15 protein-coding genes are annotated in these 14,633 nt (G+C 66.4%); 3 read left to right on the top strand and 12 right to left on the bottom strand.

The window, feature by feature from the left end; all coding sequences use genetic code 11:
* Positions 1-452 precede the first annotated feature (452 nt).
* The 11 genes from ychF to ACFQU0_RS13980 all read right to left on the bottom strand — a co-directional run bounded on the left by ychF (position 453) and on the right by ACFQU0_RS13980 (position 10,148).
* The gene (ychF, locus tag ACFQU0_RS13930) at positions 453-1,544 is read right to left on the bottom strand and encodes a redox-regulated ATPase YchF (protein ID WP_382201776.1); all 1,092 of its coding nucleotides are present in this window, start codon (positions 1,542-1,544) and stop codon (positions 453-455) included.
* Positions 1,545-1,727: 183 nt separating this feature from the next.
* The gene (locus ACFQU0_RS13935) at positions 1,728-2,168 is read right to left on the bottom strand and encodes a nuclear transport factor 2 family protein (RefSeq protein ID WP_382201778.1); all 441 of its coding nucleotides are present in this window, start codon (positions 2,166-2,168) and stop codon (positions 1,728-1,730) included.
* Between the two features lie 9 nt (positions 2,169-2,177).
* Positions 2,178-3,041 (bottom strand): class III extradiol dioxygenase subunit beta, encoded by an 864-nt coding sequence (locus ACFQU0_RS13940; RefSeq protein ID WP_382201780.1) that lies wholly within the window; start codon positions 3,039-3,041, stop codon positions 2,178-2,180.
* A gap of 1 nt (position 3,042) precedes the next feature.
* The gene (gene ligA / locus ACFQU0_RS13945) at positions 3,043-3,444 is read right to left on the bottom strand and encodes a protocatechuate 4,5-dioxygenase subunit alpha (protein WP_382201781.1); all 402 of its coding nucleotides are present in this window, start codon (positions 3,442-3,444) and stop codon (positions 3,043-3,045) included.
* Positions 3,445-3,446: 2 nt separating this feature from the next.
* Positions 3,447-4,163, bottom strand: a complete 717-nt coding sequence (locus ACFQU0_RS13950) for an alpha/beta fold hydrolase (protein WP_382201782.1) — start codon at positions 4,161-4,163, stop codon at positions 3,447-3,449.
* Entirely contained in the window at positions 4,153-4,902 is a 750-nt protein-coding gene (locus ACFQU0_RS13955) for an ABC transporter ATP-binding protein (RefSeq protein ID WP_382201783.1), read from the bottom strand. The genes ACFQU0_RS13950 and ACFQU0_RS13955 overlap by 11 nt, the downstream gene beginning before the upstream one ends.
* Positions 4,895-5,668 carry an ABC transporter ATP-binding protein gene (locus ACFQU0_RS13960; protein ID WP_382201785.1) on the bottom strand — a complete coding sequence of 258 codons (774 nt, stop codon included), beginning with the start codon at positions 5,666-5,668 and terminating at the stop codon, positions 4,895-4,897. The genes ACFQU0_RS13955 and ACFQU0_RS13960 overlap by 8 nt, the downstream gene beginning before the upstream one ends.
* Entirely contained in the window at positions 5,665-6,636 is a 972-nt protein-coding gene (locus tag ACFQU0_RS13965) for a branched-chain amino acid ABC transporter permease (protein ID WP_382201787.1), read from the bottom strand. Before ACFQU0_RS13965 ends, ACFQU0_RS13960 begins: the two co-directional genes overlap by 4 nt.
* On the bottom strand, positions 6,633-7,502 hold the full coding sequence (locus tag ACFQU0_RS13970; protein WP_382201789.1) for a branched-chain amino acid ABC transporter permease: 870 nt from the start codon (positions 7,500-7,502) through the stop codon (positions 6,633-6,635). The genes ACFQU0_RS13965 and ACFQU0_RS13970 overlap by 4 nt, the downstream gene beginning before the upstream one ends.
* An 89-nt stretch (positions 7,503-7,591) precedes the next feature.
* Entirely contained in the window at positions 7,592-8,761 is a 1,170-nt protein-coding gene (locus ACFQU0_RS13975) for an ABC transporter substrate-binding protein (protein ID WP_382201791.1), read from the bottom strand.
* A gap of 118 nt (positions 8,762-8,879) precedes the next feature.
* Entirely contained in the window at positions 8,880-10,148 is a 1,269-nt protein-coding gene (locus ACFQU0_RS13980) for a LysR family transcriptional regulator (RefSeq protein WP_382201793.1), read from the bottom strand.
* Between the two features lie 90 nt (positions 10,149-10,238).
* Here ACFQU0_RS13980 and ACFQU0_RS13985 point away from each other — a divergent pair, with 90 nt between their 5' ends.
* The 3 genes from ACFQU0_RS13985 (at position 10,239) to ACFQU0_RS13995 (ending at position 13,723) form a co-directional block, all read left to right on the top strand.
* Entirely contained in the window at positions 10,239-10,820 is a 582-nt protein-coding gene (locus ACFQU0_RS13985; protein WP_382201795.1) for a MarR family winged helix-turn-helix transcriptional regulator, read from the top strand.
* An 88-nt stretch (positions 10,821-10,908) separates the two neighbouring features.
* Positions 10,909-11,979: an aromatic ring-hydroxylating dioxygenase subunit alpha gene (locus ACFQU0_RS13990; RefSeq protein WP_382201797.1), complete on the top strand. Its 1,071-nt coding sequence runs from the start codon at positions 10,909-10,911 to the stop codon at positions 11,977-11,979.
* 559 nt (positions 11,980-12,538) lie between these two features.
* Positions 12,539-13,723: an HD-GYP domain-containing protein gene (locus ACFQU0_RS13995; RefSeq protein WP_382201799.1), complete on the top strand. Its 1,185-nt coding sequence runs from the start codon at positions 12,539-12,541 to the stop codon at positions 13,721-13,723.
* A gap of 3 nt (positions 13,724-13,726) precedes the next feature.
* Here ACFQU0_RS13995 and ACFQU0_RS14000 read toward each other — a convergent pair whose 3' ends face one another.
* Positions 13,727-14,632, bottom strand: a complete 906-nt coding sequence (locus tag ACFQU0_RS14000) for an MOSC domain-containing protein (protein WP_382201801.1) — start codon at positions 14,630-14,632, stop codon at positions 13,727-13,729.
* Between the last annotated feature and the right edge of the window lies 1 nt (position 14,633).

The following is a 14,633-nucleotide window of genomic DNA, read 5'->3' on the forward strand; positions in this document are numbered from 1 at the left end:
TTCAAGTGGACTGCCACCGCCGATTCGATTCTTGAAAAGTTGCATAGACTTTGCTCACGTATCAGCGGGACAGCACACTAGAAGATCGAGGACTAATTCAACGCAACCCCAAGCGGGCCGCCGCCGCCACAGCCGGAGCGGCACGACAATTCTTCAAAGCTGAAAAACAGCTTTGGCGCGTGCTTGAGCTTATACGTCCGAGAGGAAGGAGAGTTTATCACCATGGGCGGGGCCTTATATTTAACTGGGCTCGTATCACGGACCTCATTCGATAAAAGCCATCACGTGGATGGCTTGCTTATTGAGTCGGCCCTGAAATATTCATTTCACACCCCGACTGCGCGTGATGCCGGCCAGCGCGGTGTGCCCGCCAGCCAAGTGCTGGGGAATGCCCCCGAACGATCTAGTTCACCGGCGAACATTGGCGAACCCTTAAAAACAGCTCTTCCTGTTTAAGAGCTGAACAGGAAGTTCATCACGTCGCCGTCCTTGACGACGTAGTCCTTGCCTTCGGCGCGCATCTTGCCCGCGTCCTTGGCGCCCTGCTCACCCTTGTAAGTGATGAAGTCGTCGAACGAGATGGTCTGGGCGCGGATGTAGCCCTTCTCGAAGTCGGTGTGGATCACGCCGGCCGCCTGCGGGCCGGTGTCGCCGACGTGGATGGTCCAGGCGCGGACCTCCTTCACACCGGCGGTGAAGTAGGTCTGCAAGCCCAGCAGGGTGTAGGCGGCGCGGATCAGGCGGTTCAGGCCAGGTTCGTCCTGGCCCAGTTCCTTCAGGAATTCGAGCCGATCGGCGTCGTCCATCTCGGACAGTTCGGCCTCGATCTTGGCGCAGATGGCCACCACGGGCGCGTTCTGCTTCTCAGCAAAAGCCTTCAGGCGGTCCAACAACGGGTTGTTCTCGAAACCGTCTTCCGACACGTTCGCCACAAACATCGCGGGCTTGGCGGTGATCAGGAAAAACTGCTTGAGCTGGGCCAGTTCTTCCTTGCTGAAATCGATGGTGCGCACCGGCTGGGTGTCGTTGAGCGCGGTCTGGCACTTCTCCAGAATGGCCAGTTGCTTGATGGCTTCCTTGTCACCGGCGCGGGCCACCTTGCTGACGCGGTGGATGGCTTTTTCCACGGCGGCCAGGTCGGCCAGGCACAACTCGGTCTGGATGACTTCGATGTCGGCGATCGGATCAACCTTGTTGGCCACGTGGATCACGTTGGGGTCTTCGAAGCAGCGCACCACGTTGACGATGGCGTCGGTTTCGCGGATGTGGGCCAGGAACTTGTTGCCCAGGCCTTCGCCGTTGCTGGCACCGGCCACCAGGCCGGCAATGTCCACAAACTCCACGATGGCGGGCACCACGCGTTCGGGGCCAACAATCTCGGACAGCTGCGCCAGGCGCGGATCGGGCACCTCCACCACGCCGGTGTTGGGCTCGATGGTGCAGAAGGGGTAGTTCTCGGCCGCGATGCCGGCCTTGGTCAGGGCGTTGAACAGGGTGGATTTGCCGACGTTGGGCAAACCAACGATGCCGCACTTGAGACTCATGGGGTTTCCTTGTAGCGCGCCAGGCAGAATGCGCAAGCGCTGCCCGCTCAGGGGCGGGATCAAACGGCTTCGGATTGTACCGGCCGCCCCGGGGCGGCTGTATCCCAGTACCCAAACCGGTGACCCCGCATGAACGGCGCTTCTTGCCAACTTGGCGGCGGCAGGACGCTCAACGCCAACCGGTCAACCACGGAACAAGGTGAAACCGGCCTCGCGGCGCCGAATGCGCCAGCCCTCAGACGTCTTCACCAGCAAGTCGCGAAACTCACCGACCTGCTGCTGCGGGTCGGCTGGGCGCCCGCGCTGCGTGGCAGCATCGCTGTGCCGTCCACTCCACAGCAGCACGGTGCAGGTGGCAAGCGCGGTTCCGAGAGCCAAGTCCAACCGGACACGCAGATTGCTGACCAGGTGGCGCGTAAGGCGCTCGGGGTCACGCGCGGCGTAGGCCGAGACGATGGCAGGGCGCCCTACCAGTTCGGTGCCGTCGGGCCGCACCAGCACGCCCCGCACCTCGAACAGGTCGGCAAAAGCGAGGAAGTCGCGGCCGTCCACCGCGTCGGCGGCGGCGAGCACGAGGTCGCGGCAGGCCTGTTCGGCCAGCAGGGCGTCGAGTGTGGTGTTCATGGCTGGGGTTCAGGGGGCGAGCACGAGGTGGCCCAGGGCGGTGTTGGACGCGGGGACGTGGTAGAAGCGGTGCACGCAGGTGGGTGCGCGGCCGTCGGCGCGTTCGGGCATGGCCCCGCGCGCGACCAGCCACATCACCAACTCGATGCCTTCGCTGCCGGCCTCCCGCACGTAGTCCACGTGCGGGATGGCGGCGGCGGCTTCAGGCACGGTGGTCAGCATGTCCATGAAGGCGTGGTCGAACACCGGGTTGATCAGCCCCGCGCGCGGGCCCTGCAGCTGGTGGCTCATGCCACCGGTGCCCCAAACCTGCACGTTCAGGTCTTCGCCGTAGCTCTCGATCGCCTTGCGGATGGCCCGCCCCAGCGCTAGGCAGCGCCGCCCGCTGGGCACCGGGTACTGCACCACGTTCACCGCCAGCGGGATCACCGGGCAGGGCCAGCGGAAGTCGTGCGCGGGCGGCTGGCCGAACAGCAGCGACAGAGGCACGGTCAGCCCGTGGTCCACGTCCATGCGGTTGACCAGCGTGAGGTCGAAATCATCCTGAATCACGCTTTGCGCGATGTGCGCCGCGAGCTCGGGATGGCCCTGCACCACCGGCACCGGGCGGGCGCCCCAACCTTCGTCGGCGGGTGCGTACGACTCGCCGGTGCCGATGGCAAAGGTGGGCACCAGGTCGGGGCCGAAAGCGGTGGCGTGGTCGTTGAAGACCAGCACGATCGCATCGGGCGGGTCCTCGCGCAGCCAGGCACGCGATGCCTCGTATCCGGCGAACACCGGCGCCCAATAGGGCTCGGCCGCGCGGCCGTGGTCCAGCGCGGCACCGATGGCGGGCACGTGCGAGGTGTAGACGGTGGCACTCACATGGGCCATCTCACCCGCCGCTCCGTTGCAACCACTCGTGCCGGTACCTGTTGCCCTCGATCGGGCGACCACCGCGCAGCATCATGTCGCGGTAGTCGGCCTCGTCCATGCCCGTCATGCGGCCCACCATCTGCTGCACGCTGATGCCGTCAGTGGCGGCGATTTTGACCAAAAAGTACACGTTACCGCCCAGCGCCAGACAGCGGTTCATGTCGCGGTCCAGCACGGCCTGACGCTGCTCGTCGCTCATGGGCCAATCGGCCAGGTAGGCCACTTCGTCGGCCTTGAAGCGCTTGCGATTGTCGGCATTCATCAGCGACATACAGAACTGGTTGAGTCCGTAGCCACGCCGCGCCTGCTGCGCGTCGAACAAGACGGTGCCGGGGATGTCCGCGAAGTCGGCGTTGCTCATGTTCAGGCGTTCCCCAGCCACCTCAGCAACGCACCGGCAACGGCCTGGGGCCGCTCCATCGGAGCCATGTGGCCGGCGTCCTCGATCACCTCAAACGCCGCGCCGGGAATCAGGGCGTGCATAGCAGCGTGCTGCGACACCGGGGCCCAGCCGTCCTGCCGACCGCACAGCACCAGCGTGGGCACACCGATGGCACGCAGCACGTCGCTGGCGTCAGGCCGCTGCAGCAGAGCGCGAATCTGGCTCTCAAACACATCGACGCTCTTGCGTTCAAACATCATCACGATGGCATCGAGCAGCTCCGCGTCCTGCAGGCGCTCGGGGTGCACCATACCCTGCACCCACTGTGCTGCCATGGCCCGCACACCTTGGCTGCGCGCCACATCCAACAGGGCTTGGCGCTTGTGCGCCTCCTGTTCGCCGGCGGCGCCAGCGGCGCGCGCCAGGTAGCCGGTGTCGAGCAGCGCGACGCGGCTGATGCGCTCGGGCGCAACACGCAAAACCTCCAGCGCAACACGGGCACCCATCGAATGCCCGGCCAGCGCAAAGCGCTCTGGCGCGGCGTCCAGAAGTTGCCAGGCCATCTGTGTCAGGCTGTCGGCCAGGCCGTGGTCAATCACCCTGCATTCGCGCCCCGCCTGCAGGGACGGCAACAGGGGCTGCCAGACGGCGGCATCACACATCAGCCCCGGCACCAGCAGCAGAGGATCACGCGGCATGTGCTTCCCCAGTCTTGCGCATCACGCCCAGCAGCCCATCGAGCAAGGCAGGTTGCGCCGCCAATGCATCGGCTGCGCCGTTGTGCACCACACTACCGTGGTCCAGCACCATGGCGCGGTGGCTGATGCGCAGGATGGCCTGCGGGTGCTGCTCGACGATGATGGCCGAGAGGCCTTCGTCGCGGGTGATGCGGGCGATGGCGCGCAGCAGCTCTTCCACGATGATGGGCGCCAGGCCTTCGAGCGGTTCGTCCAGCAGCAACAGGCGCGGGTTGAGCACCAGCGCGCGGCCCACGGCCAGCATCTGCTGTTCGCCGCCCGAGAGCTGGGTGCCCAGGTTGGTCTTGCGTTCGGCCAGGCGCGGGAACAATTCGTACACGCGCTCGGGCGTCCAGGGCCGGTTGCCGCTGCCGGTGCGCGTCGGGCGCGCCACCGCGGTCAGGTTTTCGTGCACCGTGAGCGACTTGAAGATGTTGCGCTCCTGCGGCACCCAGCCGATGCCGGCGGCCGCGCGCTCGTGCGCGGGCAGGCGGTGCAGCTCCACGCCACCCAGCACGATGCGCCCGCCGTGCTGGCGCGTGGCGCCGGCCAGGGTGTTCATGAGGGTGGTCTTGCCGGTGCCGTTGCGGCCCAGCAGCGCCAGGGTTTCGCCCTCGGCGAGCGCGGCGTTCACGCCGTTGAGCACCACCGCCTCGCCGTAGCCGGCGCTGAGGTTTTCAATCTGCAGCAAGTCAGCCATGGATGGCCTCCCCATGACCGAGGTACACCGCCTTGACCTGCGGGTCGTTGGCGATCGCTTCGGGCGTGCCCTCGACCAGCACCGCGCCGTTGACCAGCACGGTGATGAAGCGGGCAAATTCAAAGACCAAGTCCATGTCGTGCTCGATGAGCAGCACCGACACGTCAGCCGGCAGCGCGGCCACGGTCCGCAGCAGTTCCTCGCGCTCGCCCGCGGGCACGCCGGCCACCGGCTCGTCCAGCAGCAGCACGCGCGGCTCGCAGGCCAGCGCGATTGCGATCTCCAGCAGGCGGCGCTTGCCGTAGGCCAGGTGCTCGGTGCGCACATGGCGCACGTCGCCCAGGTGGAACTGCTCCAGCAGCCGGTCGCAGCGTTCGTTCACCGCCGGCTGGCGGCCCAGCGGCTGCCACCAGCGCCCGCCCAGCCCCAGGTGCTGCGCCACCACCATCGCCAGGGTTTCCTGCGGCGTGAGGCTGTTGAACAGCTGGTTGATCTGGAAAGTGCGCACCATGCCGCGGCGCACGCGCTGGTGCGGAGCGAGCGTGGTGATGTCGTTGCCATCGAGCAGGATGCGCCCGGCCGAAGGTTCAAGCACGCCTGTAAGCAAATTGATCAGCGTGGTCTTGCCCGCGCCGTTGGGGCCGATGAGCGCGTGGCGCGCGCCGTGGTGCACGTTGAGGCTCACGTCCTGCGTGGCGGCAATGCCGCCGAAGCGCTTGACCAGGCCTTCGGTCCTGAGCACGGTGTGGGTGGTGGAGGTGTTCATGCTGCCCCCTTGCGTGAGGAGAACCAGGACCAGGGTTTGAGCAGGCGCTCACGCCCCACCAGCACCAGCACCACCAGGAACAGGCCGACCCAGAAGTTCCAATACTGCGGGGTGATGCCTGCCACCACGTCGTGCAGCAGCTTGAACACCACCGCACCAGCGACACCGCCGTAGAGCCAGCCCACGCCGCCAATCACCAACATCATCACCACGTCGGCCGAGCGTTCGATGGAGAACACGTCGAGCGAAGCGAAGCCGGTGGTCTGGGCCAGCAACGCGCCAGCCGCGCCCGCCATGCCGGCAGCCAGAGTGTAGACAACCGACAGGCGCGAAAGCACCGGGATGCCGATGGCCATGGCGCGCAGCCGGTTGTCGCGCACGGCCTTGAGCGTGGCACCAAATGGAGAATGCACCAGCCGGCGAGCCAGCAAGAACAACAACAGCAGCACCACCAGCGAATACCAAGCAGCCACCTGGCCGTACAGGTCGAATTCGAAGCGGCCGAGCAACGGACCGATGGTCACGCCCTGCAGGCCGTCAGCGCCGCCGGTGAGCCAATCGAGCTTGTTGGCCAGCTCGAACAGGATCAGCGTCAGCCCGAGCGTGACCATGATGCGCGTGAGGTCGGTGCCGCGCATGATGGTGAGCGAAAACAGCGCTCCCAGAAGCGCCCCCGCCACTGTGCCCACCAAGAGGCCCACCAGAGGGTCGGGCATGACGTGTTTGGCAAACAGCGCGGCGCTGTAGGCCCCAAAGCCCAGGAAGGCTGCGTGCCCCAGCGAGACGATGCCGGTGTAGCCCAGAATCAGGTCCAGCGACACCGCGAACAGCGCAACGATCGCGACCTCGTTGATGATCAGCGCGTGCTCCTTGAACAGCCAAGGCGTCGCCAATGCGGCCAGCCAGAGCACCGGCTCCCAGGGACGCCAGCGGGCTTGCGCCCCCAGGTGGGTGAGTGCGGTGTTCATTTGCCACCTCCCAAACGTGAGAACAGGCCGTGCGGGCGCCAAATGAGGATGGCGATCATGAGCGTGTAGACGATGAAGCCCCCTAGCTTGGGGATGTAGTACTTGCCCGCCACATCAGCGATGCCCAGCAGCAGCGCCGCCAACAGCGGGCCGGTGATGGACGAGGTGCCACCGACGGCGACGACGATGAGGAAATAGACCAGGAACTTGAGCGGGAAGCTCGGGTCCAGGCCCAGCACCTCGGCGCCCAGCGCGCCGCCCAGGCCGGCGAGGCCCGAGCCCACCGCGAAGGTTGCGGCGAATACCAGGTTGACATTGATGCCCAGGCTGGCGGCCACGCGCGGGTCGTCCACGCTGGCGCGCAGCCGGCTACCAAAGCGCGTGCGCGAGAGAATGAACTGGAGACCCACCGTGAGCGCGGCGCAGATGGCGATGATGAACAGCCGGTAGTGCCCCATGCCCAGCGCGCCGTCGAACCACTCGGTGCGGCCGCGCAGCCATTCGGGCAGCTGGATGATCTGCTGCTGCGAGCCCATGAAGTAGTCGGTGGCAGCAACGGCGATGAAGGTCAGGCCAATGGAGAACAGCACCTGGTCCAGGTGCGGCTTTTTGTACATGGGCCGGTAGAGCGTGCGTTCGAGCACCGCGCCCACCAGCGCCGCAGCGCCGAACGCGATGGGAAGGCAGGCCAGAAAGGGCAGGCCCATGTGCTGCATGAGCGCCACCGTGAGGTAGCCGCCGAGCATGGCGAAGGCGCCATGGGCCAGGTTGATGAAGTTCATCAGCCCCATGGTCACCGACAGGCCCACGGCCAGGATGAACAGGAGCATGCCGTAGGCGATGCCGTCGAAGAGGATGGTCAGCATGGGACGTGTGGGCCCACAGGCGGTTGCACGGGGCACCCGCCTTCAAGGCCTGGTGGGGAACGGGATCGGACGCGGCCGGGTGCTGGGCCTTACTTGGCCTTGCCCGGGTCCTTGACGTCGGTCACGGTCTGGATTTCCGTGTTCCACATCTGGCCATTGATCCGCTCGACCTTGCGCACGTACACGTTGTGCACCACGTCGCGGGTCTGCGCGTCGATGTAGATCGGGCCACGCGGGCTCTCGAACACCTGGCCCTTCATGGCGTTGAGCAGGGCCTCGCCACCCTCGCCCTTGGTCTTCTTGGCGCCTTCGTAGATCACGCGCATGCCGTCGTATGCGCCCACGGCCATGAAGTTGGGGCGCATGCCGTTGTTGGCCTTGCCGAAAGCTTCGACAAACTTCTTGTTCAGCGCCGAATTGTGCGCGGCCGAGTAGTGGTGTGCGGTCACCACGCCCAAGGCCACGTCGCCCATGCCGTTGAGGATGTCGTCGTCCGTCACGCTGCCTTCGGCAATCATGCGGATGCCGGCCTTGTCCAGCCCGCGTTCGGCAAACTGCTTCATCAGCGCCGAGCCAGCGCCCGAGGGCACGAAGGTGAACAAGGCATCGGGATTGGCGTCGCGCACCTTCTGCAAGAAGGGCGCGAAGTCCGGGCTGCGCAACGGCACCCGCAGGGACTCGACCACCACACCGCCATTGGCTTGGAAGCGCTGGGAAAAGTACTTCTCGGAGTCGACGCCGGGTGCGTAGTCGGTCACCAAGCTCACCACCTTCTTGATGTTGTTGTTGGTGGCCCAGTCGGCCAGCACGGTCACCACCTGGGGCACGGTGAAGCTGGTGCGAATGATGTAGGGCGATGCTTCGGTGATGCTGGAGGTGGCCGCAGCCATCACCACCAGCGGCGTCTTGGACTGCGTGGCCACCGGTGCGGTGGCGAAGGCCAGCGGCGTGAGGCCAAAGCCGGCCAGCACCTGCACCTTGTCGTTGATGACCATCTCCTGCGCGATGCGTTTGGTCACGTCGGGCGCGCCGGTGTCGTCCTTGACGATGAGCTGCACCTTTTTGCCCGCCACCGTGTCACCGTTCTGCGCCACGTACAGGCGGGCCGCGGCTTCGAGCTGCTTGCCGGTGGACGCAAACGGCCCGGTCATGGGCAGGATCAGGCCGATCTTGAAGGTTTTGTCCTGGGCCACTGCGTGCCCCAGGTTGCTGGCCAGCGCGAGGGCGACGGCCGCGCGGATGAAGTGGCGTTTCTGCATGATGTGTCTCCTGGTTTTGCGGGTTTTCCCGTATGCACCCCGCGACAGGGCGGCTGCTGTTCAGGCTGCGAATCATCTCCTCCGCAGAGGACAAGGTCCAATGCTTTTGCCGAATCAGCTATGCATTTTGCTTATTCCACCAGGAAGGCTCACCACCATCGGCGATCTGCCGCGCCACGCGGCGAAGCGCGTCGAGCAGCGCCTGCGCCCCAGGCGTGGGAAGGTAGTCGGCTCGCCGCACCAAGCCGATCATGCGCGGCTCGTGGCGCACAGGCACGGACAGCTCCGCCAGCAGGCCAGCGCGGATCTCGTCCTGCAGATGGCGCGGCGACATCAGCGCCAGACGGTCGCTGCGGGCGAGCAAGGCCTGCATCATCAGCGCGCTGTTGACACGCAGCGCGTCGACCGGGATAGGGATGCCCGCCACCTTCAAAGCCTGCTCGAACGCCACCTGTGCGGGCGTGTTCGGCATGGGCATGATCCAGGCCGCCTCGCGCAGGTCATTCCAACCCAGGCGAGGCCGATGCACCAACGGGTGGGCGGCGCGGGCTACCACCGCCAGACGGTCGAGAAACAGGGTTTCCTGCTGCAGGTCGGCACCCGGCAACGCCGGCCGCAGCGCGCCCACGATGAGGTCGACGTCGACCTGGCGCAACTGGTGCAGCAGCGCGTCGTAGGTGCCATCCACGATGGTGATGGCCAACCCCGGGTGGGTCTGCAGCACGAGGTCCACCGCCAACGACAGCAGGTGCCCGGTGGAGAACGGCAACGTACCGATGACCAGCCGCCCCTGAACCACGCCGCGCCGCGCGGCGAGTTCATCGCCGGCCTGCTGCAGTTCAGCCCGCGCGAGCTTGAACGCCTGCAGCGTGGCTTCGCCCGCTTCAGTCAGGCGCAGGCCCTTGCGCGCCCGCACGAACAGCGGTGCGCCGGCCATGTGTTCCAGCTGCGCCAGCGTCTGGTGCACCGCCGATTGGCTGATACCCAGCGCGAGGGCGCTGGCGGTTTCCATGTTGGTCTGTGCCAGCGACAACAGCACCGACATGTGGCGCGCCCCCAAGCCCGCAGCCAGACGACTACCCGTCCAAGCCAAAGCATCCGGGGTCTGGTTGCGAGGCAGAGGGGCATCGGGCTGCGCCAGATGCGTCAGCCCGCGTGCGGCACGCAGCGCCAGTGCCTGCCCCATGGGCGTGGGCACCATGCCACGGCCCGAACGTTCGAACAGGGCGCCGCCCACGTTCAGCTCCAGCGCCTGGATGGCGCGTACCACCGACGATTGCGACAGGTGCAGTGCGCCGGCCGCGGCCACGGTGCTGCCGGTGGCCGCGACGGCGCACAGCGCGCGCAGCGGCTTGAGCTGATTCACCAGTTGCGGAACGTTGGGCATGCAGACACCTTGAGAGCACGAGGTTGCGCCGATTATGGGAGCCCTTGCACCGCGGCCCCGAGTACCCAGGGCTGCCCTATAGTTCCGCCCATGGCACGCCGCGACCCGACCACGATGACCCCGCCCCGCCCAGCCGCCCTTACAAGCGCACGCGACGCCGCCCGCACGGCGGTGGCCAGCCCCATTCCGGACAGCGGCATCGCGCTGCAGGCCGAACCGGGCCACCTGATACGCCGCGCGCACCAGCTGGCGGTCTCCACTTTTCACGACACCCACGGTCGCCAGATCACGCCAGTGCAGTACGCCATCTTGCGCGCGCTGCAAGACACGCCGGGCATCGACCAGGTGACGCTGGCCGACAAGGTGGCGCTGGACACCTCGACCACCGCCGACATCGCCACCCGGCTTGAAGCCAAGGGCTGGATAGTGCGCGAGCTGCTGCCGCGCCGCCAGCGCGCCCTGAGCCTAACGCCCGAAGGCGAGGCGGTGCTGGCCGATATGCTACCGCGCGTGGTACCCATGTACCGCCAGCTGCTGGCGCCGCTGGCCCCGGCCGAGCAGGCGGAGTTCCTTCACCTGCTGCGAAAGTTTGTGCTGCTCAACGAGCCCGCCCCGCCTAACGCAACCAACGACCCCGCCGCAGACCCAACCTCGGGAAAACCCGAATTCTGACCCCCTTCTGCTGCCGTACGCAAGTTCCTACAATACTCGACATTCAGCATACTGAATGAACTCACTCAAACAACACCGAGGACGCCTCATGTTCCCGCTCAACACTTGGTATGTCGCTGCGCGCAGCGAAGAAATCCCCGCAGATCGGCCACTCAGCCGGCGCATCTGCAACCAGCCCATGGCCTTTTTCCGCAACAGCTCAGGCGTGGCGGCTGCGGTGCTCGACTTCTGCCCGCACCGCGGCGCGCCGCTGTCGCTGGGCAAGGTGGAGGGCGACACCCTGGTCTGCGGCTACCACGGTCTGGCTATGGGTTGCGACGGCAAAACGGTATCCATGCCTTGCCAGCGCGTGCGCGGGTTTCCTGCCATCCGCAGCTTCCCGGTGCACGAGGCACACGGCTTCCTGTGGGTCTGGCCTGGGGATGTGGCGAAGGCCAACACGGCACTGGTGCCTCACTTCGAATGGCAAGGCAATCCGGCCTTTGCTTACGGCGGAGGCCTGTACCACATCGCCTGCGACTACCGACTAATGATCGACAACCTGATGGACCTGACGCACGAAACCTACGTGCACTCAAACAGCATCGGTCAGAAAGAGATCGACGAGGTGCCGTGCCGTACGCGGGTGGACGGCGACCACGTCATCACCGAGCGCTACATGGAGGGCATTGAGGCACCCCCGTTCTGGAAGATGGCTTTGCGCTTAAACGAACTGCCCGACGACAAGCCCGTGGACCGCTGGCAGATTTGCCACTTCACGCCACCCAGCCATGTGATGATCGAGGTGGGAGTCGCCCTGGCCGGACACGGCGGCCATGCGGCACCCGACGCGGTGAAAGCCGCGAGCTGGGTCGTGGACTTCATCACCCCCGAGACCGACACCTCGATGCACTACTTCTGGGGCATGGCACGCAAGTTCAAGCCTCAGGACGAGTCGCTCACCCACCAGATCCGCGAAGGCCAGGGCAAGATCTTTGGGGAAGACTTGGAGATGCTCGAACGCCAGCAGAAGAACCTGAGCAATTTCCCAGACCGCAAGCTGCTTATGCTCAACATTGATGCAGGTGGCGTGCAGTCGCGCAAACTCATCGACCGACTGATCGCCGCCGAACAAGCCCCCGCCGCACAGGCCAGCAGCGCACAGGGCGTGGCGGCCTGACCAGCAACGCGACCGCGTCGGGGGGACTCGCTGATGCCTGCCACACACATGACGGCGGGTCGCTCACCGAGTGCTCGCGCCGCCACGCTATCGGATGGGAGCATCAAGCACGTGATGGCGCAGTGCCCAGTGCCCGGCCCCTGCGCGCCTCGATGTCCACATGATTGACAAAATCGCGCCAGAAAAACAATAAAGCAGCCTTTTTGAGGAGGCTGCTTTTGTCTTTTTATCTTCGTAAACCGTTGATTTACAAGGACTTATTGGGTGGCGGTGTAGTTCCTCATTACTGGAAACCGCCCTGCTGTAGCAGCAGGGACACCATGGGTGTGGTTGTACGTCATGCGGAAGTCCGGGAAAAAAATTGGGCGGCTGTATCCCGGCAGATGTATCACCGCAAGGCAGGTGCCTCAAACAACACCGCAAACACCGCCTTGCTCTGCGCTTCGACGTACCGGCGGCTGCCGACAATTCGCAGAACACCATGGAGGACCCGCGTCTGTACCCCTCTGAAACATCAGCCCCCCCGACGGCCGACCGCGCCGTCGGGGGCTTCCTCCCCGTGTCCCTGCGTGGCGTGGACGTGAACCGGCCGCTGCCGGTGGACATCCTCAACGCGCGAGGCATGCTGCTGCTGCCCAAAGGGCAGGCCATGGATTCGCTGGAGCGGCAACTGGCGCTGAGCCGCCACGAACCGGTGATACGGGTGCAAGACCGCGACCTGTGGATGACGGTGCTGCGTCCGCAGCGGCGGCCGGCGCCGGTGGTCGCCGAGTCCAGCGCAGCGCCCCATCTCAAGCCCCCGCTGGAGCGTGCGGTGCTGGAACCCGCTGCCGTCAGCGTGGCCTCGACCTGGCTCGACCTGCACGCCCGCTGGGGCGTGCTGCTGCACCAGCACGCCGAGGCACGCGATTTTTTGCCGCGCTTTGAGGCCATGCGTGAGCAGGCCTGGCAACTGCTGGAGCGCCAACCGGACGAGAGCCTCTTCGTGCTGGTTCAACTGCTGTACGACGCCCAGCTGGGCTATTGCGCCAGCAACGCGCTGGCGGCGGCGGCGGTGTGCCGCGTCATCGCCCCAGCCGCCGGGCTGGGCCCCGGCGAACAGCGGGCGCTGTTCAATGCCGCGCTGACCATGAACGTGGGCATGGCCCGGCTGCAAGACCAGTTGGCCCAACAAAAGCCCCCGCCCGACAAGCACCAGTTGGCCGACATCCAGCGGCACCCACACCGGGGCCGCGACATCCTGCAAGGCCTGGGTGTGGGGCACGACCGCTGGTTGAACCTGGTGGCCGACTCGCACGAATCGGTCGAAGGTGGCGGCTACCCGACGGGCAAACGCGCCGAAGGCCTGGACCTGATGCTGCTGCAGCTGTCCGACCGTTTTGTGGCGCGCATCAGCCCGCGCCAGGGCCGCAAAGGACTCTCTGCCCGCGCCGCCGTGCGCGCGCACTACCTGGAAATGCAACGCCAGAACAGCCCGCTGGGCGCTTTGCTGGTCAAGCACCTGGGCATGTACCTGCCAGGCAGCTACGTGCGGCTGCAGAACGGCGAGGTGGCCGTGGTCACGCGCAGCACGGGGCAGGTCAACCGCCCCATGGTCGTGGCCGTCGTGGGCAAGGACGGCATCCCGCTGTCGGCGCCCACGGTGCGCGACACCGCCTTGCCCCAGTACGCCGTGATCGACTCCGTTTCGCCGGATCAGGTGAAAGTGCGGCTGGACCCGGCGCGGGTGTTCAGCCGGCTCTGAAGCTCAGTCCCAAACACCCCACACCGCAGCCCCGGTCTGCCCTTCGGCCAAAACGCTTTCAACCCCGGCGCGCACCACCGCGTTCATGCCAAAGGTGATGGCACCGTTGAGGCGGCCGTCGGCCCGGTAGGCACGCAGCGCATCGCCCACCGCGTGGCCGGTGGCGGCGGTGTCGGGGTGGACGTCGGGAATGGGGCAGCGCGCGCACGGTTTGACCAGTTGCAGGTGCACCGCCGCTTCACCTGCCGCGCTGCCGGGCAGGTACACATCGCTGAAGCGGTCTTCGTCGTGGGCCTCCACCCCACCGAGCACGATGTTGGGCCGAAAGCGCCGCATGTCCACCGCCGGCTCGCCCGCACGGGCCAGCCGGATGTTGAGGTCGTCCAGCGCGGCGGTGCTCGCCACCAGCAGCGCGTAGCCGTCACCAAACTGCACGTGGGCGGGCACGCCGCCGGTCCATTTGAGGCTGGACACGCGCCGCGCCTCGGGGTCAAAACGCACCAGGCGCAGGCGCTGCAAACCGGCCGGCGCACCGGGCGAAAGAAAGTCGCTGAACCACTGGGCTGCCACGTCGCCCATGTCGTAGGCGTCCACCTCGTCGTCCCAGACCCGCACACGGGCGGGCGCCTCGGCGGCGTCGAGCTGCAGGTGCAAGGCCAGCATGCCGGGCGCGCGCAGCACCAGCTGGCCCAGGCGGAACTGAGGCTGAATCAGCGCCATGCGGGGCAATTCGCGCTGCGAAACAAACTCGCCCTGCGCATCCACCACCATCCAGCTGCGGTCCCACTCCAGGCCGGTGCCGAGCAGGGTGGCGCGCGGCAGGCGCACGCCGGCACACGACTTGACGGGGTACACCCACAACTGGTCGATGTGAAAGGGCTGGTCGGCGTGATCGGGCACGGTGCTCATG

Source organism: Hydrogenophaga defluvii (genome assembly GCF_042665235.1).
Taxonomy (GTDB): domain Bacteria; phylum Pseudomonadota; class Gammaproteobacteria; order Burkholderiales; family Burkholderiaceae_C; genus Hydrogenophaga; species Hydrogenophaga defluvii_A.

What these genes read in the sequence shown, in the direction of transcription:
- ACFQU0_RS13990 (WP_382201797.1), top strand. Translation starts at nt 10,909, where the DNA reads ATGTTCCCGCTCAACACTTGGTATGTCGCTGCGCGCAGCGAAGAAATC.
- ACFQU0_RS13955 (WP_382201783.1), bottom strand. Translation starts at nt 4,902, where the DNA reads ATGGCTGACTTGCTGCAGATTGAAAACCTCAGCGCCGGCTACGGCGAG.
- ACFQU0_RS13975 (WP_382201791.1), bottom strand. Translation starts at nt 8,761, where the DNA reads ATGCAGAAACGCCACTTCATCCGCGCGGCCGTCGCCCTCGCGCTGGCC.
- ACFQU0_RS13965 (WP_382201787.1), bottom strand. Translation starts at nt 6,636, where the DNA reads ATGAACACCGCACTCACCCACCTGGGGGCGCAAGCCCGCTGGCGTCCC.
- ACFQU0_RS13950 (WP_382201782.1), bottom strand. Translation starts at nt 4,163, where the DNA reads ATGCCGCGTGATCCTCTGCTGCTGGTGCCGGGGCTGATGTGTGATGCC.
- ACFQU0_RS13940 (WP_382201780.1), bottom strand. Translation starts at nt 3,041, where the DNA reads ATGGCCCATGTGAGTGCCACCGTCTACACCTCGCACGTGCCCGCCATC.
- ligA (WP_382201781.1), bottom strand. Translation starts at nt 3,444, where the DNA reads ATGAGCAACGCCGACTTCGCGGACATCCCCGGCACCGTCTTGTTCGAC.
- ychF (WP_382201776.1), bottom strand. Translation starts at nt 1,544, where the DNA reads ATGAGTCTCAAGTGCGGCATCGTTGGTTTGCCCAACGTCGGCAAATCC.
- ACFQU0_RS14000 (WP_382201801.1), bottom strand. Translation starts at nt 14,632, where the DNA reads ATGAGCACCGTGCCCGATCACGCCGACCAGCCCTTTCACATCGACCAG.
- ACFQU0_RS13960 (WP_382201785.1), bottom strand. Translation starts at nt 5,668, where the DNA reads ATGAACACCTCCACCACCCACACCGTGCTCAGGACCGAAGGCCTGGTC.
- ACFQU0_RS13980 (WP_382201793.1), bottom strand. Translation starts at nt 10,148, where the DNA reads ATGCCCAACGTTCCGCAACTGGTGAATCAGCTCAAGCCGCTGCGCGCG.
- ACFQU0_RS13985 (WP_382201795.1), top strand. Translation starts at nt 10,239, where the DNA reads ATGGCACGCCGCGACCCGACCACGATGACCCCGCCCCGCCCAGCCGCC.
- ACFQU0_RS13935 (WP_382201778.1), bottom strand. Translation starts at nt 2,168, where the DNA reads ATGAACACCACACTCGACGCCCTGCTGGCCGAACAGGCCTGCCGCGAC.
- ACFQU0_RS13970 (WP_382201789.1), bottom strand. Translation starts at nt 7,502, where the DNA reads ATGCTGACCATCCTCTTCGACGGCATCGCCTACGGCATGCTCCTGTTC.